Source organism: Mycobacterium gordonae, from assembly GCF_001417955.2.
Lineage (GTDB): Bacteria > Actinomycetota > Actinomycetes > Mycobacteriales > Mycobacteriaceae > Mycobacterium > Mycobacterium gordonae_B.
Genome location: NZ_LKTM01000342.1, coordinates 21458 through 41308 on the forward strand (window position 1 = coordinate 21458; position 19851 = coordinate 41308).

General features: G+C 68.9%; 22 protein-coding genes. 6 read left to right on the forward strand and 16 right to left on the reverse strand.

The features are described 5' to 3' along the window. Window positions 1-22 precede the first annotated feature (22 nt). The 3 genes from trpC to AO501_RS24820 form a co-directional block, all read right to left on the reverse strand. The gene (gene trpC / locus AO501_RS24810) at window positions 23-841 is read right to left on the reverse strand and encodes an indole-3-glycerol phosphate synthase TrpC (RefSeq protein ID WP_055580236.1); all 819 of its coding nucleotides are present in this window, start codon (window positions 839-841) and stop codon (window positions 23-25) included. Window positions 842-950: 109 nt separating this feature from the next. Further along, window positions 951-1631, reverse strand: coding sequence for a TIGR02234 family membrane protein (locus AO501_RS24815; protein ID WP_055580237.1), 681 nt, complete (start codon window positions 1629-1631; stop codon window positions 951-953). Continuing rightward, complete coding sequence (locus AO501_RS24820) at window positions 1624-3159, reverse strand: anthranilate synthase component I (RefSeq protein WP_055580238.1); 1536 nt, start codon at window positions 3157-3159, stop codon at window positions 1624-1626. Before AO501_RS24820 ends, AO501_RS24815 begins: the two co-directional genes overlap by 8 nt. A gap of 50 nt (window positions 3160-3209) precedes the next feature. On the opposite strand from AO501_RS24820, the gene AO501_RS24825 reads away from it, so the two are divergent. Further along, a complete protein-coding gene (locus AO501_RS24825; protein ID WP_055580239.1) occupies window positions 3210-3665 on the forward strand; it encodes a peroxiredoxin in 456 nt (151 codons plus the stop codon). Between the two features lie 92 nt (window positions 3666-3757). Here the strand turns inward: AO501_RS24825 and AO501_RS24830 are convergent, their stop codons facing one another. Continuing rightward, window positions 3758-4840: a calcium:proton antiporter gene (locus AO501_RS24830; protein WP_055580240.1), complete on the reverse strand. Its 1083-nt coding sequence runs from the start codon at window positions 4838-4840 to the stop codon at window positions 3758-3760. Between the two features lie 313 nt (window positions 4841-5153). Here AO501_RS24830 and AO501_RS24835 point away from each other — a divergent pair, with 313 nt between their 5' ends. Then, entirely contained in the window at window positions 5154-6656 is a 1503-nt protein-coding gene (locus AO501_RS24835) for a serine/threonine-protein kinase (RefSeq protein ID WP_055580241.1), read from the forward strand. Here AO501_RS24835 and hisI read toward each other — a convergent pair. The 8 genes from hisI to hisD are packed head-to-tail and all read right to left on the reverse strand — an operon-like array spanning window position 6653 to window position 13082. After that, window positions 6653-7000 (reverse strand): phosphoribosyl-AMP cyclohydrolase, encoded by a 348-nt coding sequence (gene hisI / locus AO501_RS24840; protein ID WP_055580242.1) that lies wholly within the window; start codon window positions 6998-7000, stop codon window positions 6653-6655. The genes AO501_RS24835 and hisI overlap by 4 nt on opposite strands. Continuing rightward, a complete protein-coding gene (gene hisF / locus AO501_RS24845; RefSeq protein WP_055580243.1) occupies window positions 6997-7803 on the reverse strand; it encodes an imidazole glycerol phosphate synthase subunit HisF in 807 nt (268 codons plus the stop codon). The genes hisI and hisF overlap by 4 nt, the downstream gene beginning before the upstream one ends. Before the next feature lies 1 nt (window position 7804). Then, complete coding sequence (locus AO501_RS24850; protein ID WP_055580244.1) at window positions 7805-8605, reverse strand: inositol monophosphatase family protein; 801 nt, start codon at window positions 8603-8605, stop codon at window positions 7805-7807. Between the two features lie 5 nt (window positions 8606-8610). Beyond that, window positions 8611-9345, reverse strand: coding sequence for a bifunctional 1-(5-phosphoribosyl)-5-((5-phosphoribosylamino)methylideneamino)imidazole-4-carboxamide isomerase/phosphoribosylanthranilate isomerase PriA (gene priA / locus AO501_RS24855; RefSeq protein ID WP_055580245.1), 735 nt, complete (start codon window positions 9343-9345; stop codon window positions 8611-8613). A gap of 2 nt (window positions 9346-9347) precedes the next feature. After that, window positions 9348-9968 carry an imidazole glycerol phosphate synthase subunit HisH gene (gene hisH / locus AO501_RS24860; protein WP_156452770.1) on the reverse strand — a complete coding sequence of 207 codons (621 nt, stop codon included), beginning with the start codon at window positions 9966-9968 and terminating at the stop codon, window positions 9348-9350. An 8-nt stretch (window positions 9969-9976) separates the two neighbouring features. After that, a complete protein-coding gene (hisB, locus tag AO501_RS24865; protein WP_055580247.1) occupies window positions 9977-10594 on the reverse strand; it encodes an imidazoleglycerol-phosphate dehydratase HisB in 618 nt (205 codons plus the stop codon). After that, window positions 10591-11742, reverse strand: coding sequence for a histidinol-phosphate transaminase (locus AO501_RS24870; protein WP_055580248.1), 1152 nt, complete (start codon window positions 11740-11742; stop codon window positions 10591-10593). The genes hisB and AO501_RS24870 overlap by 4 nt, the downstream gene beginning before the upstream one ends. Next, on the reverse strand, window positions 11739-13082 hold the full coding sequence (hisD, locus tag AO501_RS24875) for a histidinol dehydrogenase (RefSeq protein ID WP_055580249.1): 1344 nt from the start codon (window positions 13080-13082) through the stop codon (window positions 11739-11741). Before hisD ends, AO501_RS24870 begins: the two co-directional genes overlap by 4 nt. Before the next feature lie 63 nt (window positions 13083-13145). Here hisD and AO501_RS24880 point away from each other — a divergent pair, with 63 nt between their 5' ends. Continuing rightward, entirely contained in the window at window positions 13146-13568 is a 423-nt protein-coding gene (locus AO501_RS24880; protein WP_055580250.1) for a nitroreductase family deazaflavin-dependent oxidoreductase, read from the forward strand. 82 nt (window positions 13569-13650) lie between these two features. Here the strand turns inward: AO501_RS24880 and AO501_RS24885 are convergent, their stop codons facing one another. Further along, window positions 13651-14679 carry an alcohol dehydrogenase catalytic domain-containing protein gene (locus tag AO501_RS24885; RefSeq protein ID WP_055580251.1) on the reverse strand — a complete coding sequence of 343 codons (1029 nt, stop codon included), beginning with the start codon at window positions 14677-14679 and terminating at the stop codon, window positions 13651-13653. A 40-nt stretch (window positions 14680-14719) separates the two neighbouring features. Here AO501_RS24885 and AO501_RS24890 point away from each other — a divergent pair, with 40 nt between their 5' ends. Beyond that, window positions 14720-15286 (forward strand): TetR/AcrR family transcriptional regulator, encoded by a 567-nt coding sequence (locus AO501_RS24890; RefSeq protein WP_055580252.1) that lies wholly within the window; start codon window positions 14720-14722, stop codon window positions 15284-15286. A gap of 9 nt (window positions 15287-15295) precedes the next feature. Further along, window positions 15296-16006 (forward strand): trimeric intracellular cation channel family protein, encoded by a 711-nt coding sequence (locus AO501_RS24895; RefSeq protein WP_063892916.1) that lies wholly within the window; start codon window positions 15296-15298, stop codon window positions 16004-16006. On the opposite strand, the gene nadC is transcribed toward AO501_RS24895, so the two are convergent. Genes nadC through nadA form a run of 3 tightly spaced genes read right to left on the reverse strand, consistent with a single transcriptional unit; the run spans window position 16007 to window position 19475 of the window. Beyond that, the gene (gene nadC, locus AO501_RS24900; protein WP_055580253.1) at window positions 16007-16864 is read right to left on the reverse strand and encodes a carboxylating nicotinate-nucleotide diphosphorylase; all 858 of its coding nucleotides are present in this window, start codon (window positions 16862-16864) and stop codon (window positions 16007-16009) included. Next, window positions 16864-18441 (reverse strand): L-aspartate oxidase, encoded by a 1578-nt coding sequence (locus AO501_RS24905; protein ID WP_055580254.1) that lies wholly within the window; start codon window positions 18439-18441, stop codon window positions 16864-16866. Before AO501_RS24905 ends, nadC begins: the two co-directional genes overlap by 1 nt. Then, window positions 18438-19475, reverse strand: a complete 1038-nt coding sequence (nadA, locus tag AO501_RS24910; protein WP_055580259.1) for a quinolinate synthase NadA — start codon at window positions 19473-19475, stop codon at window positions 18438-18440. The genes AO501_RS24905 and nadA overlap by 4 nt, the downstream gene beginning before the upstream one ends. 48 nt (window positions 19476-19523) lie before the next feature. Between nadA and AO501_RS24915 the strand changes: the two genes are divergently transcribed. Further along, window positions 19524-19851, forward strand: a 328-nt coding sequence (locus AO501_RS24915) for an NUDIX domain-containing protein (protein WP_156452769.1), incomplete at its 3' end; no start/stop codon positions are given.

Sequence of the window (19851 nt, forward strand, 5' to 3'; positions counted from 1 at the left end):
GGCGTGCGCAGGACATCAACGGCTAGCGAGCCGGTTTCGGACAGGATGGGTGGGTTCCGGCGGTGACCAGGTCGGCGACCGCCGCACGGGGGTCACCGCTTTTCACCAGGCCCTCACCGACGAGCACGGCGTCGGCGCCCGCGCCGGCATACGCCAGCAGGTCACCGGTGTGGCGCACGCCGGACTCGGCGATTCTGATCACCTTGCTGGGCAATCCGGGGGCGATCCGCGCGAAGCAGTCCCGGTCGACCTCCAGCGTAGTCAGATCGCGGGCGTTGACTCCGATCACGTTGGCTCCGGCCTTCAACGCGCGGTCGGCCTCTTCTTCGGTGTGCACCTCGACCAGCGCTGTCATGCCCAGCGACTCGGTGCGGTCGAGCATCGACACCAGTGCGGACTGGTCGAGTGCGGCGACGATGAGCAACAACATGTCGGCACCGTGCGCGCGGGCCTCGTGGATCTGGTAGGGCTGCACCACAAAGTCTTTGCGCAACACCGGGATCGATACCGCCGCGCGGACCGCGTCGAGGTCGTCGAGCGAACCGTTGAAACGTCGTTCCTCGGTCAGCACGCTGATGATCCGGGCGCCGCCGTCCTCGTAGGCGCGAGCCAGCTTTGCCGGGTCGGCGATGGTCGCCAGCGGACCCTTCGACGGACTGGCACGCTTGACCTCGGCGATCACCCCGATGCCGGGCTCGCGCAGCGCGGCCATCACGTCGCGGGGCGGCGGGGCGGCTGCGGCGGCGGCCTTGATTTCGGAAAGACTCACGCGGGCTTCGCGCGCGGCAACATCGGCCCGGACTCCCTCAAGAATGGAGTCAAGCACGTTGGCCGGACTCATACCTGCGGTTCCTTCCTCCTGTAACCCACTGTGACTCTGGATCACCCCACGCTCGCCAACCGATTTCGACGGCGTGCAAGAAGGGTAGCGACCCTCACGAGGAGGCCCGTCACCGCCCCTCGATGTCCGGGTCAGCGGGTCGATCGGTAGGGTCACGGCCCTCGTCCAGAGCATCCCAGATCATGCGTTCCGAAAGCTGCGACTGCCCGTCCCCGGCCTGCGACCGATCCTCGGTTGGTGCCCCGTCGATTTCCCGCGCCGCCGAGCGGCGCGCCCCCGGAGCCAGGTACTTCGTGCTGTCCGGCCTGGCAGACCCGGCGACCGAAGCCGAGCGCATCAACAAGGTCGCGGCCACCAGGGTGCACAGCGCCGCCGCCACCGTCAGCACCGCCCCGCTGTGCTGGCGGGCGCTGCCCACCAGCGTCGCGACCGGAACGTGCGCGAGATCGGCTCCGCGCGCCGCCACATCAGGCACGGCCCACAGGCTGACGCCGAGGTAGCCGATCGCGAAACTCGCAGCCGCCAGCAGCGCCGCCAGCGCCCGCAACTGCCAACCGCGCACCGCCAGCGCGGCGACCGCAGCGGCCAGGTTCACGATCGCCAGCGGCAGCAGCGCGCTCGACCAGGTGGCACCCGACAGCGCGATCTCCTTGGGCTGCCCCAACCCGTCGAACGATCGGATGACAACCCAGGTGAACCGCGAGGCACCCCACAGGGCACCGGCCGCGACGACCAGCAACAACTGGGCGCCTCCGATGAGGAGCCGCCCGCGGCGTGGGCTGTCAGCCACCGTTCGTGCCCGGCACCGTCAGCGTCTCGGCCGCGGCGATCGCGTTGAGCACCGCCCGCGCCTTGTTCCGCGACTCGTTGTACTCGTACGGCCCATTGGAGTCGGCCACCACGCCACCGCCCGCCTGAACATAGGCCGTTCCGTCGCGCATCAGCGCGGTGCGAATGGCGATCGCAAAGTCGGCGTTGCCGGCGAAGTCGAGGTAGCCGACTACACCTCCGTAGAGGCCCCGGCGGGTTTTCTCGACCTCCTCGATCAGTTCCATCGCCCGGACCTTCGGAGCACCGGACAGGGTGCCGGCCGGGAAACACGCCGTCACCGCGTCCAGGGCGGTCTTGCCCTCCGCCAGCAGGCCCGTCACCGTGGAAACCAGGTGCATCACGTGGCTGTAGCGCTCGATGTGGCTGTAGTCCTCGACGCGGACGGTCCCCGGCGTGCACACCCGGCCCAGATCGTTGCGGCCCAGGTCCACCAGCATCAGGTGCTCGGCGAGCTCCTTCTGGTCGGACAGCAATTCCTTCTCCAGCAGGACGTCTTCTTCCTCGGTCTCCCCCCGCCACCGCGTTCCGGCGATCGGATGCGTCGTGGCCCGTCCGTCGTGCACGGTCACCAGCGCCTCTGGGCTGGACCCGACGATCGAAAAGTCCACTGCGCCTTCACTATCGGGGATCTGCAGCAGGTACATGTACGGGCTTGGGTTACTTACCCGCAGCATCCGGTAGACGTCGATCGGGTCGACGTCGGTGTCCATCTCGAAACGCTGGGAGGGGACGACCTGGAATGCCTCCCCGGCGGCGATCTGCTCGACCAGGTAGTCGACGATGGCGCCGTACTCTTCGACCGTGCGTTGGGAGCGGTGCACCGGTTCGGGTTTGCTGAAGGTGGAGACGGTCGAGGGCAGCGGCTGCCCCAGCGCGGCGGTCATCACGTCGAGCCGCGCGACCGCGTCGTCGTAGGCCCAGTCCACCCGCTCGTCGGTGCCGTTCCAGTTGACCGCGTTCGCGATCAAAGTGATGGTGCCCTCGTGGTGGTCCACCGCGGCCACATCGGTGGCCAGCAGCAACAGCATGTCCGGCAGCTGGAGGTCGTCGACGGCGAGCTCGGGCAGGCGCTCCAGTCGCCGCACCATGTCGTAGGCGAAGTAGCCGACCATGCCACCGGACAGCGGCGGCAAACCAGCCAGGCCGGCCGTCGCGAGAACCTCGAGCGTGGCGCGCAACGCGTCGAGCGGGTCGCCCCCGGCGGGTGCGTCCTTGGGCACCGAGCCCAGCCACACCGCGTGGCCGTCCCGCACGCTCAACGCGGTCGGCGCCCCGGCCCCGATGAACGACCAGCGCGACCAGGACCGGCCATTTTCGGCCGACTCGAGCAGGAAAGTCCCGGGGCGGCCGGCGGCGAGCTTGCGATACGCCGAAAGCGGAGTTTCGCTGTCGGCCAGTACTTTGCGGGTCACCGGGACGACCCGGTGCTCGGCGGCCAGCACGCGGAAATCCTCCCGCGTTGTCGTGGCTGCGAGGATGGCGTTCACCGGACCATCCAATCAGATTGCCGGTCGACGGCCCGCGTAGCGTGGCGGCCATGAAAATTGGTGACACCGTGGCCGACTTCGAGCTTCCCGATCAGACGGGCACCCCGCGCAAACTGAGTGAACTGCTGAGCGACGGGCCCGTCGTGCTGTTTTTCTATCCGGCGGCCATGACGCCGGGCTGCACCAAGGAAGCCTGCCACTTCCGGGACCTGGCCTCCGAATTCGCCGTGCTCGGCGCCAACCGGGTCGGCATCAGCACCGACCCCGTTCAGAAGCAGGCGAAGTTCGCCGACACCCAGAACTTCGACTACCCGCTGCTGTCGGACAGCGACGGCAAGGTGGCAACCCAGTTCGGCGTCAAGCGGGGTTTGCTCGGCAAGTTGATGCCGGTCAAGCGCACCACATTCGTCATCGACACCGACCGCACCGTGCTCAACGTGATTTCCAGCGAGATCAGCATGGACACCCATGCGGACAAGGCGCTGGAGACGCTGCGCGGGCGGTGAAGTCCGCGTCCTGGTGCCGAGCGTGAACCTGGTTGCACGCTCGGCGTCGAACGTGAAGCTGGCTTCACGCTCGCGGGTCGAAGCGAGACGCGCTACGGGCTGATCGCCAGGAACAACCACGCGGCCAGCACGGCGAGATGCACCTCGCCCTCCAGCCGGGTCGCCCGGCCCGGCACCACGGTGAGCACGCTGACCACCATGGTCAGCGCCAACAACACCAACTGGACGGGTCCGAGCCCCAGCAGCAGCGGTCCACGGAGCCATATCGACGCCAGCGCAATGGCTGGGATGGTGAGCCCGATGCTGGCCATCGCGGAGCCGTACGCCAGGTTGAGGCTGATCTGCATGCGTCCCTGGCGAGCCGCGCGTCCTGCCGCGAGCGTCTCCGGCAGCAACACCACCAGCGCGATCACCACGCCGACGAAGGAGTGCGGGAAACCAGCGGCCGCCACCATGCGCTCGATGAACGGCGATTCCACCTTGGCCAGTCCCACCACCGCCACCAGGGCGACGAGCAGAACTCCCACGCTCAGCAGCGCCGACTTGGTGCTCGGCGGGTCGGCGTGGTTGTCGTCGTCGGCCGCACCCTTCTGCACCACCGGCAGGAAGAAGTCGCGGTGCCGGACGGTCTGGGTGAAGACGAACATCAGGTACAGACCCAGCGAGACGACCGCGGCGAACGCAAGTTGGCCAGGGGAAAACTGGGGACCGGGATGGCTGGTGGTGAACGTCGGCAATACCAGGCCCAACGTCGCCAGCGTGGCGACCGTTGCCAGCGCCGAGCCGCTGCCGTGCGCGTTGAATTGCGTCACCCCGTAGCGTCGGGAGCCCAGCAGCAGCGACAAGCCGACGATGCCGTTGGTGGTGATCATCACCGCCGCGAACACCGTGTCGCGCGCAAGGGTGGCCGCTTTGTCGCCGCCGGACGTCATCAACGTGACGATCAGCGCCACCTCGATGACGGTCACCGCGACGGCCAGCACCAGCGACCCGAACGGCTCGCCGACCCGGTGCGCCACCACCTCGGCGTGATGGACCGCGGCCAGCACGGCACCGCCGAGCAGCACAGCCTCCACCACCCCCACCACCGGGCCGATCTCCTGCCCCCAGCTGAACACCAGAGCAACCAGAGCGATCAGCGGCGCCAGCACGTTCCACGACACACGTTTGACCATCGATCGCTCCTTTCCTTATCGCCGCCGCCAAAACGATTGCGGCACATACAGATTGCGCCCCACGTCGCTGCGCTCAGCTGACGGGATGAACGCTCTGAATCAGGTTGGGCCGCAACGTCGATCCAGACATACCCGACCCTGTTTCGCCGAAACACGTTCACGCACAACTGATCAGCCATGCCGGGAAATCAACTGCGGCCACCGCTGCAGCGGATCGCAACCGAACCGGTTGGCACCGGTCAGCGAAACTGACAGCGCCTTAATTGTACCAGTGCGTTAATTCCGGCTAACTGCGCCTCAGTAGCATGCTCCCATGCCGACCAGCGCAGACCGCGACCCCACGAGGGGCTTACAGGAGGGCGAGCTCTTCGCCGGCTACACGATCGTGCGACGGCTCGGTGCCGGTGGGATGGGCGAGGTGTACCTGGCGCAGCATCCACGGCTGCCCCGCCGGGACGCGTTGAAGATCCTGCCCGCGGAGTTCACCACGAACCAGGAGTTTCGTGCGCGGTTCAACCGCGAGGCCGAATTGGCCGGCAGCCTGTACAACGAACACATCGTCGGCATCCACGACCGTGGCGAGTACGAGGGCCAATTGTGGTTGTCGATGGACTACGTCGAAGGCACCGACGCCGCCCAGCTGCTGCGCGACCGGTATCCGTCCGGGATGCCATTGCCTGAGGTCGTGGACATCGTCACGGCCGTGGCGGAAGCGCTGGACTACGCGCACTCCCGCGGCTTGCTGCATCGCGACGTCAAACCGGCCAACATCCTGCTGGGCGAGGCTGCGCCGCGGCGGCGGATCCTGCTCGCCGATTTCGGCATCGCCCGTGAACTCGGCGACGTCAGCGGCCTGACTGCGACCAACATGACGATGGGCACCACCGCCTACTGCCCACCGGAGCAGCTGCAGGCGTCCGATCTCGACGGTCGAGCCGATCAGTACGCCTTGGGTTGCACCGCGTACCAGCTGCTGACCGGCGGTGCCCCGTTCCAGAATTCCAACCCCGCGGTGGTGATCAGCCAACATCTGTCGGCACCGCCGCCGCTGCTGAGCGAGCGGCGCCCGGAACTCGCCTACCTCGATGGCGTCATCGCCCGGGCACTGGCGAAGGACCGGTCGGCGCGATTCGCGTCCTGCTCGGATTTTGCCGCCGCACTGGCCGCTCCGGTGGGCACGGCCGACGCTTCGGGCCCGACGATCGCCGTGGAACGGGCGACCGAGGTGATCGCCGCAGCCACACCCGCCCCCAGCGGCCGTCGTCGTGGGGCGCTGATCGCCACGGTGGCGGCCGTTGTGCTGATAGCGGTGGCCGCGGTCCTCGCGGTGGTGGTGATGCGCGGCCACTCGGGTGGGCAACAGTCTGCGGGTCCCTCGTCCTCGCCGGCCGGCATTGCGCCGACGAACGGCAGCGCGGGCCTTCCAGCGCTCAAACTGACCACTCAGATCACCGATCAGGCCCACGTGCTGGGACCCGGCGAACGCGTCCTGATCGAGCGGGCCGTCAACAAGCTCTACGCCGGGCAAGGGACTCGGCTGTGGGTGGTCTACGTCAACGATTTCGGCGGCGTCAAACCTGCCAAATGGACCGAAAACGTGATCCGCAGCAATGGTTTCACCGACGCCGACGTCCTGCTGGGGATCACCACCGACCGACCGTCCTTCGTCTTCCACGTACCGGCGGCGGTCACCGTGGGTAGGCCCATCGACATCGAGCTGATCCGGCGGGATCGCATCAAACCGGACGTGGAGCGTCGCGAATGGACCAAGGCCGCTCTGGCGGCGGCGATCGGGCTCGACGTCCCGATCCGCTAGTCCTCGGGCTCCAGCAGCTCCGCGGCATCGAAGCAGCTGTGGTCGCCCGTGTGGCAGGCTCCCCCTACCTGATCGACGGTCAGCAGCACGGTGTCGCCGTCACAGTCCAGCCGCACCGAGTGCACGTACTGCGTGTGCCCCGAGGTCGCTCCTTTGACCCATTGCTCGTTCCGGGATCGGGAAAAGTAGGTGGCCTCACGGGTTTCCAGGGTGCGGGCCAGCGCGTCGTCGTCCATCCACGCGACCATCAGCACATCACCACTGCCGCGCTCCTGCACCACCGCGGTGAACAACCCGTCGGCGTTGCGCTTCAACCGGGCGGCGATGGCGGGGTCGAGGGTCATGCCGTGCCGATCCGCACAGTGATGTCCCGGGCGGCCATGGCGGCCTTGACCTGCCCGATCGTCAGCTCCCGGAAGTGAAACACGCTGGCCGCCAGCACCGCATCGGCTCCGGCGTCCACCGCGGGTGCGAAGTGCTCCACCGCTCCGGCACCGCCACTGGCGATCACCGGCACCGTCACCGCCGCACGCACGGCGCGCAGCATGGCCAGGTCGAACCCCGCCTTGGTGCCGTCGGCATCCATCGAGTTCAACAAAATCTCACCCACGCCCAACTCCGCACCGCGGGCGGCCCACTCGACGGCGTCGATGCCGGTGCCCTGCCGGCCGCCATGGGTGGTGACTTCCCAGCCCGACGGGGTCGGCGCCGAGCCCTCGGGCACGGTCCGCGCGTCGACCGACAACACGATGCACTGCGACCCGAATTGCCTTGCCATTTCTGCCAGGAGGTCGGGGCGGGCGATGGCTGCGGTGTTGACCGACACCTTGTCCGCCCCGGCGCGCAACAACGTGTCGACGTCGGCCACGGTGCGCACCCCGCCGCCCACGGTGAGCGGGATGAACACCTGTTCGGCGGTGCGACGCACCACATCGAGCATGGTGGTCCGCCCGGAGGAGGACGCCGTCACGTCGAGAAACGTGAGCTCGTCAGCGCCCTCGGCGTCGTATGCCGCCGCCAGTTCGACGGGATCACCGGCATCCCTGAGGTTTTCGAAGTTGACACCCTTGACGACGCGGCCGTCGTCGACGTCCAGGCACGGAATCACCCGTACCGCCAGTCCGTCACCGGAGTGATGCTGCTGCATTTCAGTAATCCTCCGGTTGCCCGGTGCTGCGGAGGATCTCGAGAATCTCGCCGTGGACGCCGGGCGCGGCGGCGAGCGCGGACCGGGAGGCCGGGGTCCATTGCTCGCCGGCCAGGTCGGTGACGATGCCACCGGCGGCACGCACCAACACCACTCCGGCGGCGTGGTCCCACACATGGCTACCGAAACTGATTGCACCGCCCAGGATTCCGTCGGCAACATAGGCAAGGTCGAGGCCGGTGGAACCGTGCATGCGCAATCGCGACGACAACCGGCTGAGGTTTTCCAGCACCGCGACCCGGTAGCGGCCCGGGAAACGGCCCCGGGAGTCGGCGCTGAACGAGCCGGCGCCGACCAGCGCGTCGGCCAGCTCGGCGGTTGCCAACTTCGGCTGCGGCTCACCGTTTTTCATCAACGGACCACCCGCCACCGCGGTGTAACGCTGACCGGTGAAGGGCAGCCAGGTCAGCCCGGCGACCGGTTCGCCGTCGCGCAGCAGTCCCAGCAGGATGCCCGCCATCGGCGACCCGGCGGCGTAGTTGAACGTGCCGTCGACCGGGTCCAGCACCCACACCCACGGCGAGCCGACGTCGGCGCCGCCGAATTCTTCGCCGTGGACCTCGATTCCGGTTTCGGCGACCAGTGCATCGACGACCTGCCGTTCGATGGCCAGGTCGACTTCGGTGGCGAAGTCATTGCCCTTCTTGCGGACCGCCGAGTCGGCGCGGTGGCCGGCCAGGAACGGTTCGATTGCATCGTCGAGGATCCCCGATGCCTGTTGAACCAATGCATCCAAATCCATGGCGCCTACTCCCGCACCGCATCCAGCGCCTGTGGCAACGTGAACCGGCCGGCATAGAGCGCCTTGCCCACGATCGCTCCCTCGATCCCGCGGTCGGTCAGCGTCGCGATGGCGCGAAGATCGTCCAGGCTGGACACGCCGCCGGAGGCGATCACCGGCGCGTCGGTGCGTTCGGCGACCCTGGCCAGCAGATCGAGGTTGGGCCCGGCCAGGGTGCCGTCCTTGGTGACGTCGGTGACGACGTAGCGCGAACACCCCTCGGCGTTCAACCGGTCCAGCACCTCCCACAGGTCGCCGCCGTCGGTCTCCCACCCGCGGCCGCGCAATCGGTGTGCGCCATCGACGATTTGGACGTCCAAACCCACGGCCACCTTGTCGCCGTGCTCGGCGATCGCCCGGGCACACCACTGCGGGTTCTCCAGCGCGGCGGTGCCCACGTTGACCCGGGCGCACCCGGTGGCCAGCGCGGCGGCCAGGGAGTCGTCGTCGCGGATGCCGCCGGACAGTTCCACCTGCACATCGAGTTTGCCCACCACTTCGGCCAGCAGTTCGCGGTTGGAACCGCGGCCGAAGGCGGCGTCGAGGTCGACCAGGTGGATCCAGTCGGTGCCGTCGCGCTGCCAACCCAGCGCGGCGTCCAGCGCTGAGCCGTACTCGGTTTCACTGCCGGCCTTGCCCTGGACCAGGCGCACGGCGCGGCCCTCGACGACGTCGACGGCCGGCAACAGAATCAGCGACATGGCTAGAGCCCCTCGACCCAGTTGTGCAGGATCGCGGCCCCGGCGTCGCCGCTCTTCTCCGGGTGGAACTGGGTGGCGGACAGCGGACCGTCCTCCACCGCCGCCAGAAACGGCACCTGATGTGTCGCCCACGTCAACATCGCTTCGGGTGAACCTTCCCACCGCTGCGCGGCGTAGGAGTGTACGAAATAGAACCGGGTGTCGGCGCTCATGCCCCGGAAGAGCACACTGTCCGGCGCGGCGTTGACCACGTTCCACCCCATGTGCGGGATCACCGGCGCATCCAGCCGGGTCACCGCGCCGGGCCATTGGCCGCACCCCGTTGTCTCCACCCCGAATTCGACGCCACGGGCGAACAGGATCTGCATGCCCACGCAGACGCCGAGCACCGGGTGCCCGGCGGCGACCCGTTCCGCGATGATCCGCTCGCCGCCGATCTTGCGCAGGCCGGTCATGCACGCCTCGAAGGCGCCGACGCCGGGCACCACCAGTCCGTCTGCGGCCAGTGCCTTTTCGGCGTCCGCGGTGACGTCGACGTCAGCACCCACCCGCTCCAGCGCACGTTGCGCGGAGCGCAGGTTGCCGGAGCCGTAGTCCAATACCACCACGGACTTTGGCCGGATAAGCGAAGTCACAGAACACCTTTGGTGGACGGCACCCCGGACACGCGCGGGTCGGGCTCGACGGCCTGGCGCAGTGCGCGGGCCACGGCTTTGTACTGCGCCTCGGTGATGTGGTGCGGGTCGCGTCCGTACAGCACCCGCACATGCAGCGCGATGCGGGCGTTTGCGGCCAGCGACTCGAAGACATGGCGATTGATGACGGTGTGATACGGCACCGAATTGCCGGCGATCGTGGTGTGCTGCAAGTGATCCGGTTCGCCGGTGTGCACGCAGTAGGGGCGCCCGGACACGTCGACGGCGGCATGTGCCAGCGTCTCGTCCATCGGGATGAACGCGTCGCCGAACCGCCGGATGCCCTTCTTGTCGCCAAGGGCCTGCCCCAGCGCGGTGCCCAGGGCGATCGCGGTGTCCTCGATCGTGTGATGCGCCTCGATCTCCACGTCGCCTTTGGTGCGCACCATCAGGTCGAAGCTCGCGTGCGAACCCAGTGCGGTGAGCATGTGGTCGTAGAAGGGCACGCCGGTATCGACGTCCACCTCGCCGGTGCCGTCGAGGTCGAGTTCGATCACGATGTCGGATTCTCGGGTGCGGCGTTCGATGCGCGCACGCCGGGCTTCGGTTGTCACTGTGCTCCTAAGTAACGGTCACGACCCGCGCCTACCGGGCTGGGGCTGGCTAGATCGGTGGTGGCGATCTCGGCGCTCACTTTCAAGAACGCGTCGTTCTCGTCGGCCATTCCGATGGTGGCGCGCAGATGGCCGGGAATACCGACGTCGCGGATCAGGACGCCCGCTTCCAGGTAATGCTGCCAGGCGGCCGCCGCGTCGGCGAATTCTCCGAACAGGACGAAGTTGGCGTCACTGGGAATGACCCGAAAACCCATGTTGGTCAATGCGGTTGACACCCGTTCCCGTTCGGCGATCAGGGTGGCGACGCTGCCCAGAGTGTCGTCGGCGTGCCGCAGGGCTGCCCGGGCCGCGGCCTGAGTGACCGAAGACAGGTGGTAGGGCAGCCGAACCAGCAGCATGGCGTCAACCAGGGCGGGAGTCGCGACCAGGTAACCCAATCGCCCGCCGGCGAAGGCGAATGCCTTGCTCATGGTGCGGGTGACGACGAGTTTCGCCGGGTATTCGTCGAGCAGCGTGATGGCACTGGGCTGCGACGAGAACTCGCCATAAGCCTCGTCGACGATCAGGATGCCCGGGGTCACGTCAAGCAGCCTGCGCAGGTCGTCCAGCGAAATGCTCTGCCCCGAAGGGTTATTCGGGCTGGCGATGAACACCACGTCGGGCCGGCGGTCCACCACGGCGGCGACGGCTTCGTCGATGTCCAGGCTGAAGTCCTCCGCACGGGCCGCTTCGAGCCATTCGGTGCGGGTGCCGTCGGAGATGATGGGGTGCATCGAATACGACGGGACGAAGCCGATGGCGCTGCGGCCCGGGCCGCCGAAAGCTTGCAGCAACTGCTGCAAGATCTCGTTGGAACCATTTGCAGCCCAGACACTTTCGACGCCTATCGGCGTGCCGGTCTGGACGCTGAGATAGGCGGCCAGATCGGCGCGCAGGGCCACCGCGTCGCGGTCGGGGTACCGGTGCAGATCGGCGGCCGCTTCGCGCACCGAGCGCACCACGTCGTCGATCAGCGCCTGGGTGGGCGGGTGCGGGTTCTCGTTGGTGTTCAGCCGCACCGGCACGTCCAATTGCGGAGCGCCGTAGGGAGACTTGCCACGCAGGTCGTCGCGCAGCGGCAGGTCGTCAAGTGTCGGTCGGGTCACCGCTCGAACCTCCGGCGGACCGCCTCACCGTGCGACGGCAGGTCCTCGGCCTTGGCCAGCGTGACGACGTGGCCCGACACGTCTTTGAGCGCGGCCTCGGTGTAGTCGACGACGTGGATGCCGCGCAGGAAGGTCTGTACCGACAGGCCGCTGGAGTGGCGCGCGCTGCCGGCGGTGGGCAGCACGTGGTTGGAGCCGGCGCAGTAGTCGCCCAGACTCACCGGTGCGTACGGTCCGACGAAAATGGCTCCGGCCGAACGGATCCGGGTAGCCACCTCCGCGGCATCGGCGGTCTGGATCTCCAGGTGTTCGGCGGCGTAGGCGTTGACCACCTTGATGGCGGCATCGAGGTCGTCGGTCAGGATGATCTTGGACTGGGGCCCCGACAGTGCGGTGGTCACCCGCTCGCGGTGGACGGTGGTCTGCAGCTGGGCGGCGAGTTCGGTGTCGGTGGCGTCGGCCAGCTCGGGGCTGGGGGTAACCAGGACGCTGGCCGCCATCTCGTCGTGTTCGGCCTGGCTGATCAGGTCGGCCGCCACGTGTGCCGGGTCGGCGGTGTGGTCGGCGAGGATGGCGATCTCGGTAGGGCCGGCTTCGGCGTCGATGCCCACCTGGGAGCGGCACAGCCGTTTGGCCGCGGTGACGTAGATGTTGCCGGGTCCGGTGATCATGTCGACGGGGACGAGCTCTCCTCCGCCGGTGTCGGTGCCGCCGTAGGCGAGCAACGCGACGGCCTGAGCACCGCCTACCGCCCAGACTTCCTCGACGCCGAGCAGCTTGGCCGCGGCCAGGATGGTCGGATGCGGCAGTCCCCCGAAGGCGGCCTGGGGCGGACTCGCGACCACCAGCGAGTCGACGCCGGCTGCCTGGGCCGGCACCACGTTCATCACCACGCTGGACGGGTAGACCGCGTTGCCGCCGGGCACGTACAGACCGACCCGTTCGACGGGGACCCAGCGTTCGGTGACGGTGGCTCCCGGGCCCAGCGTGGTGGTGGTGTCGGCACGGTGCTGATCGGCGTGCACGGCGCGGGTCCGGTCGATCATCACCTGCAGCGCGTCGCGTACGTCGTTGTCGAGTCCGACGACGGCAGCCTCGAGTGCGCTGTCGGGTACCCGCACGGCCGCGGGCCGGACACCGTCGAACTCCTCGCCGTAGTTCAGCGCGGCGACCGCCCCACGCTCGGCGACGGCCGCGACGATCGGTCGCACCTTGGGCAGCACGGCCTCCACATCGACGCCGCCGCGCGGTAGTTCCGCCCGCAGGCGTGCAGCCGTCAACTCCACGCCCCGCAAGTCGATCCGGGACAGTGGCGAAGGCGATGTGGTCACGTGGACCATTGTCCCAGAGCAGCTCAAGTCGATATTCGACCGGTACAGTGCGCGGGTAAAAAGGAGCCAGCCATGTCTGCAAGGGATCAACACCCCAACAACGCCCCCGGCGTCCCGATGATCTTCCCGGTGTGGTTCGAGAACATCCAGGTCAAGTACCTCAACCCGCTCCTCAAACCGATCGCCCGGTTCCTGCCCGGCACCGCCACCATCGAGCACCGCGGCCGCAAGTCCGGTAAGGCCTACAAGACGATCGTGACGACCTACCGCAAGGGCAACGTGCTCGCGATCGCCCTGGGCCACGGCAAGACCGACTGGGTGAAGAACGTGCTGGCCGCAGGCGACGCCGACGTGCACTACGCCCGCCAGACCGTGCACATCACGAACGCGCGGATCCTGCCGGCGGGTACCGACGGACCGGAGGCCGAAGGCCTGCCCAAGATGGCAAAGGCCCAGTTGCGGCGGATGGCGGTCTTCGTCGGCGATATCGCCTGACCGCCGGGTGTGCGCTCACCGCTTTCGGGGTGCGGCCACCGAGGCAAACCCAGCCGGTTCGCCGCGGTAGCCGCACACGCGATCAGCTCCGGACAAACACCGTCTTGCCCGTCATTTCGGGCCACCCCGTAGGCGCCTCCTCCCACGGCACCACGCGGTCGACCGCCGGTGACAGGTCGCAGCCGTCGGCCAGCATCGCCAGGACCTGCGGAATGGCGGCACGGGCGTTGACCCGGCCGGTGACGAACCGCACGCCGCGGGTGTAGAGCGGCAGCAGCGCCAACTCCACGGTCGGCTGGTAGTAGATCCCGGTATCGGTGCACACGCCGTCGGGCCAGGTCGCGCGCAGTGTGGCCGCCAGCAGTGCGGGGTCGGCCGACGTGTTCACCGTGACGGGGTAGGGCTCCCACTCCCTGGCGGGCTTTAGCCGGTCGTGCACAGACGCACCCAACTTCTCGGCCGCAGCCAACCGGTGCGGATCGGTGTCGACGTAGTCGACGTGGGCTCCCAGGGCGGCCCCGAACGCGGCCGCATACAGCCCGATCGATGCCCGACCGACCACCAGCACCCGGCGATCCACCGCATCAACGGCCCCCAACTCGTCCGCGAACGGCGCCACCGTGCGCCAGCCGTCGGGAATGTTGTCCGACAGCGACGCGATCGCGACGGGATCGACTCCGTCCGGAACGGGGATCAGCATGGCGTCGGCGTAGGGCACCAGCACCAGGTCCGACATGAATCCGCCGCCGTCGAGACCGGCGATCGGGCCCATCCCGTACATCGCCAGCAACGGCAGCGAACCACAGGACCCGGTGACACCGCGGCGACATTCGCGGCAGGTTCCGCAGTTGATCTGGAACGGCACCACCACCCGGTCCCCCGCCGCGACACCGGTGACGTCGTCGCCGACCGCGACCACCTTCGCCAGCCCTTCGTGTCCGACGGCGTATCCCGGCGGTAACGGCAGCCGGCCGGCGCAGACGGCGACATCCAGGTCGCAGCACGCGACCGCCAGCGGCCGGACCAAAGCCTGTCCGGGCGCCGAAATTTCCAGGTCCGCGGCGTCCCGCCACTCGTATCGGCCGGCGTCCGCATGCATTAGTTGCCTCATCGCAACATTCTTGAGCGATCACTCAAGTAAAGTCAAGGGCATGCCGAGACCCGACCGCAGCCGCGCCGCGCTCATCGACACCGCCGCCACGTTGTTCCGCCGCCAGGGATATGCGGCGACCGGCCTGAACCAGATCCTCGAGGAGGCGGGCGTCAAGCCCGGTTCGCTCTATCACCATTTCCCGCAGGGCAAACAGCAGCTGGCCGCGGCGGCGGTCGACACCACCGGGTCGGCCATCGAACAACTGCTGCGTCAGCTCCTGGCGACCGACAAACCGGTGAGCGACGTCGTGGATCGCTGGATCGACGTGCTGGCCGCGGGCCTGGCCGGTGACCCGCGCGACGGCTGCCCGGTCGAACCGCTGGCCACCGAGGCCGTCCACGGCAGTCCCGCGGTGCGCGAGGCAGCCGCGCGCGCCTTCGCGGGGTGGTGCGCGGCGATCACCGACCGGCTGTGCCGCGACGGCCGGCCCGCGGCACGCGCCGAGGCGGCGGGGCTTGCCGTGATCTCGTTGATCGAGGGCGCGCTGATCCTGTCGCGGACCAGCGGAGACACGGCCGCACTCAACGCGGCCAAGGCCGCCGCACGCCTGCTATTGACGGTTTAACGTATTGGCGTGACAGACACCGTCGGCGAATTCCTGCGGGTCATCGACCTGACCGGAGTCTTCGGCAACGCCATCCTCGGTGGGCTCGTGGCGCGCGAACTGCATCTGGATCCGATCGGATTCGCCGCGCTGGCGACGTTGTCGGGCCTGGGCGGCGGCCTGATCCGCGACACCCTGCTCCAGCACGGCCCGCCGGTAGCGCTGACCGACTATCTGTATGCGCTGGCCGTGATCGCGGGAGCGGTGGTCGCCTTCCTGACACCGGTGCACGACCGCGCGTGGGCGCTGATCTTCCCGGTGGTCGATGCGCTGGCACTGGGTTGTTGGGCCGCGGCCGGCGCCCAGAAGACCCTGCACGTCGGCCTGGGCTGGCTGCCGGCGATCCTGCTGGGCACGATCACCGCGGTAGGCGGCGGCGCGCTGCGCGACCTCGCCGTGCGACGGACGCCGCAGATCTTCGGGGGCAACACCCTGTACGCCACCTGCGCGGTGGCCGCCAGTGTCGTGGCGGTGGCCTTCGACTATGTGGGGCGGGCGTCGGCGGGCATGGTGCTGGCCACGTTGGTCGGGGCCGGCTTCGTCCTGCTGGCCCGCTGGCGCGGCTGGCAGCTCTGGACGGGGCTGGATTGGGATTACGACATCCAACGGGCCCCAGGCCGGCTGCTGCCGCGCATCGCGGTGCGGGTCAACCGGCGGCCCGCCCCGCCTCCCGAGCTCTGATCACATGTCCAGGCCGACGTCGAGCACCCGCACCGAGTGGGTCAGCGCGCCCACGGCCAGGTAGTCGACGCCGGTACCCGCATAGGTCCTGGCGGTTTCCAGACTGAGCCCGCCGGAGGACTCCAGCAGCACCTGCGGCGCGCTCGCGTCGCGGCGCTGCACGGCGATCTGGGTCTGCCATACCGGGAAGTTGTCCAGCAGGATCAATTCCGGCTTCTCCGGCAGCACCTCGTCCAACTGCTCGAGGGAATCCACCTCGACTTCGCAGGACAGCTCCGGCGCGGCTGCGCGCACCGCACGCAGTGCCCCGACCACCGACCCCGCGGCCGCGACGTGGTTGTCCTTGATCAGCGCCGCGTCGCCCAGCCCCAGCCGGTGGTTGACGCCACCGCCGACGCGGACCGCGTACTTCTGCAGCAAGCGCAGACCCGGCAAGGTCTTGCGCGTGTCGCGGACCTTGGTCCTGGTGCCCTCGACAGCCTCCACCCACGCAGCGGTCGCCGTCGCGATACCGGACAAGTGGCACACCAGATTCAGCATGGTCCGCTCGGCCGTCAACAGGCCGCGCGTCTGGGCCCGCACCGTCAACAGCGGCTCACCCGGCCCCACCCGCGTGCCGTCTTCGACGCGGTGCAGCACCTGGTAGCCGTCGCTGCCGATCACCTCGTCGAGGGCCAGCAGCGCCACGTCCACCCCGGCAATCACGCCCAACTCGCGCGGCACCATCGACGCCGTGGCCATCGCGTCCGCCGACACCGTCGCCAGTGTGGTGGCATCCGGCCCGTAGCGCAGGTCCTCGTCCAGGCCGCGCCGAATGGTCGCCATCGCATCAGCCCGCTCGGCGGCATCCAGCTTCATCAACCCACCGCCGCCAGAGTCTCGACCCGCACCGAGCTGCCGTCGGGCGCCAGTCGCACCAGCGCGCTACGCCCCTGGCCGGCATCGGCCGACGGATACTCGGCGCGGTGGTGGCAGCCCCGGCTCTCGGTACGGGCCAGGGCGGCGGCCGTCACCGTACGGGCGGCCAGGGTCAGCGCCACATCCTCGGCATCCTGGCGGCATGCCACGGTGCGACCGGGAGCCGCGCTGAGCATGTCGGCCAACCGGCGCAGCCCGTCGGCGTCACGCACCACTGACGCATCCCGGCTCATCGCGTGTTGCAGGTCGCCGCGACGGGGCGCGGTGCGGGTGATCGGCTCAGGCATCTTCGCGCGCCGGCAGCCCGCGGCCGTCGCATGCGCGGCCGCTCCCTGTCCGGCGCGACCCCCGACCACCAAGCCCTCCAGCAGGCTGTTGGAGGCCAGCCGGTTGGCTCCGTGCATTCCGGTGCGGGCCACCTCGCCCGCCGCATACAAACCGGGCAGCTCCGTCTGGCCGTACACGTCGGTGACCACGCCGCCGCAGCTGTAGTGCGCGCCTGGAACGATCGGAATGGGCTGGCGGACGGGGTCGATGCCGGCCGCCCGGCATGCGGCGGTGACGGTCGGGAAGCGCGCGGCGAATCCCGCGATCCCCCGCGCGTCGAGGTAGGCACACGGGTCGCCGGTCGCCTTCAGCCGGGCGTCGATGGCGGCCGCGACCACGTCCCGCGGGGCCAGATCGCCCATCGGGTGCACCCCGGCAGTGATCGAATTGCCTTGACTGTCAAGCAGTATCGCGCCCTCACCGCGAATGGCCTCGGTGATCAACGGGCGCCGGCCCTGTGCGCCCGGGACGAAGAGCATCGTCGGGTGGAACTGGATGAACTCCAGATCGCTGACCGCCAGGCCGGCCCACAACGCCAACGCAACCCCATCGCCGGTGGAACCGTTCGGATTTGTGGTCGCGCTGTAGAGGTGTCCGAGACCGCCCGTTGCCAGGATGACCGACGGCGCGCTGATGATGCCGACGCCGTCCGGGCGGGCCACCAGCACCCCGTTGACACCGTCCTCGTCGTGCAGGACCTGCAGCGCGACGTGGCTGCTGCGGATGTCCAGGGTGCGTGCGGCGCCATCGAGGGTGCGTTGCACCTCGGCTCCGGTCGCGTCGCCGCCCGCGTGCACCACCCGCCGCCGGGAGTGGCCCCCTTCGCGGGTGACGTCCCAGGCACCGGGCACGGCTTCATCGAAACGTGCTCCGTCGCCGACCAATTGGGTGACGGCGCGGTAGCCGTCGGCGACGATCGAGTACACCGCGTCCGGGTCGCACAATCCCGCACCGGCCGTCAGCGTGTCGCTGACGTGGGCGTCGACGGAATCGTCGCTGTCGGGCAGCACCACCGCGATGCCACCCTGGGCGTAGTGGGTTGCCGTGACCCCGCGCGTCCGGGCCGCCTTGTTCAGGACCACAACCCCGGCGCCGGCGCGGTGGGCAGCCAGCGCGGCGGCCAGGCCGGCCACGCCCATGCCGATCACGACGACATCGACGCTGTCGCGCCACACCGGACGGGTGGTCATTCGCCACCGCCGGGCTGGCCGATCGCGATCATGCGCTGCACGCTGCGCCGCCCCGCCGCCGCCACCTCGGGATCGACGTGGACTTCGTCGGCGCCTTCCACCAGGCAGCGCAGCAGGGCCGCCGGGGTGATCATCTTCATGTACTTGCACGACGCGCGGTCGTTGACCGCCTGGAAGTCGACTTGCGGTGCTGCCCTGCGTAACTGGTGCAGCATGCCGACCTCGGTGGCGACCAGTACCTTGCGGGCACGGGTCTCGTGCGCGGCGTCGAGCATGCCGCCAGTGGACAGGATCTTGACCCGCTCGGCCGGGAAGGCGCCCTCGCCGGCCAGGTACAGAGCCGAAGTGGCGCAACCGCATTCGGGGTGCACGTACAGCTCGGCGTCGGGGTTGGCGCGGGCCCGCTCGGCGAGTTCGTCGCCGTTGATGCCCGCGTGCACATGGCACTCGCCGGCCCAGATGTGCAGGTTCTTGCGCCCGGTCACCCGGCGCACGTGTGCGCCGAGGAACTGGTCCGGGCAGAACAGCACCTCGCGGTCGGGGTCGATGGAGGCGACGACGTCGACGGCGTTCGACGACGTGCAGCAGATGTCGGTGAGCGCCTTGACCTCCGCCGTGGTGTTGACGTAGGAGACGACGACTGCGTCGGGGTGCTCGGCCTTCCACGCGCGCAGGTCGTCGGGCGTGATCGAGTCGGCCAGCGAGCAGCCGGCCCGCTGATCCGGGATCAGCACCGTCTTGTCCGGACTCAGGATCTTGGCGGTCTCGGCCATGAAGTGCACACCGCAGAACACGATGGTGTCCTCGGGCGCCTCGGCTGCGATCCGCGACAGCGCCAGCGAGTCCCCCACGTGGTCGGCGACGTCCTGGATGGCCGGCAGCTGATAATTGTGGGCCAGCACGGTGGCACCGCGCAGGCGCGCCAGCCGACGTATCTCGGCTGCCCACTGCGCGTCGCCGTCGACTCCGGTGAAGCCGGTGGGCGTGCTGATGATGCGGGCCGACAGCTCATCCATGCGATTCAAGACCGTCATGGTCGGCTCCTTTCGCACTCAGGAGGTTTTCGACTTACAATCGAAAACATGCCTCATGGTAGCACCGCCCACGAAGTGCTCGCCGTCGTGTTCCAGGTTCGGATGGTTACAGACGGCCCGCGCAGCGGAAAACCGCAGCTGAACGTGTTGTTATGGCAGCGTGCACAGGATCCGCAGCGCGGCGCGTGGTCGCTGCCGGGCGGACGGCTGCGCACCGATGAAGACATGACCACCTCGGTCCGCCGCCAACTCGCCGAGAAGGTCGATCTGAAGGAGCTGTCCCACCTCGAACAACTCGCCGTGTTCTCCGATCCGCAGCGAGTACCGGACGTGCGGATGATCGCCTCCTCGTTCCTGGGACTGGTACCCTCCCCCG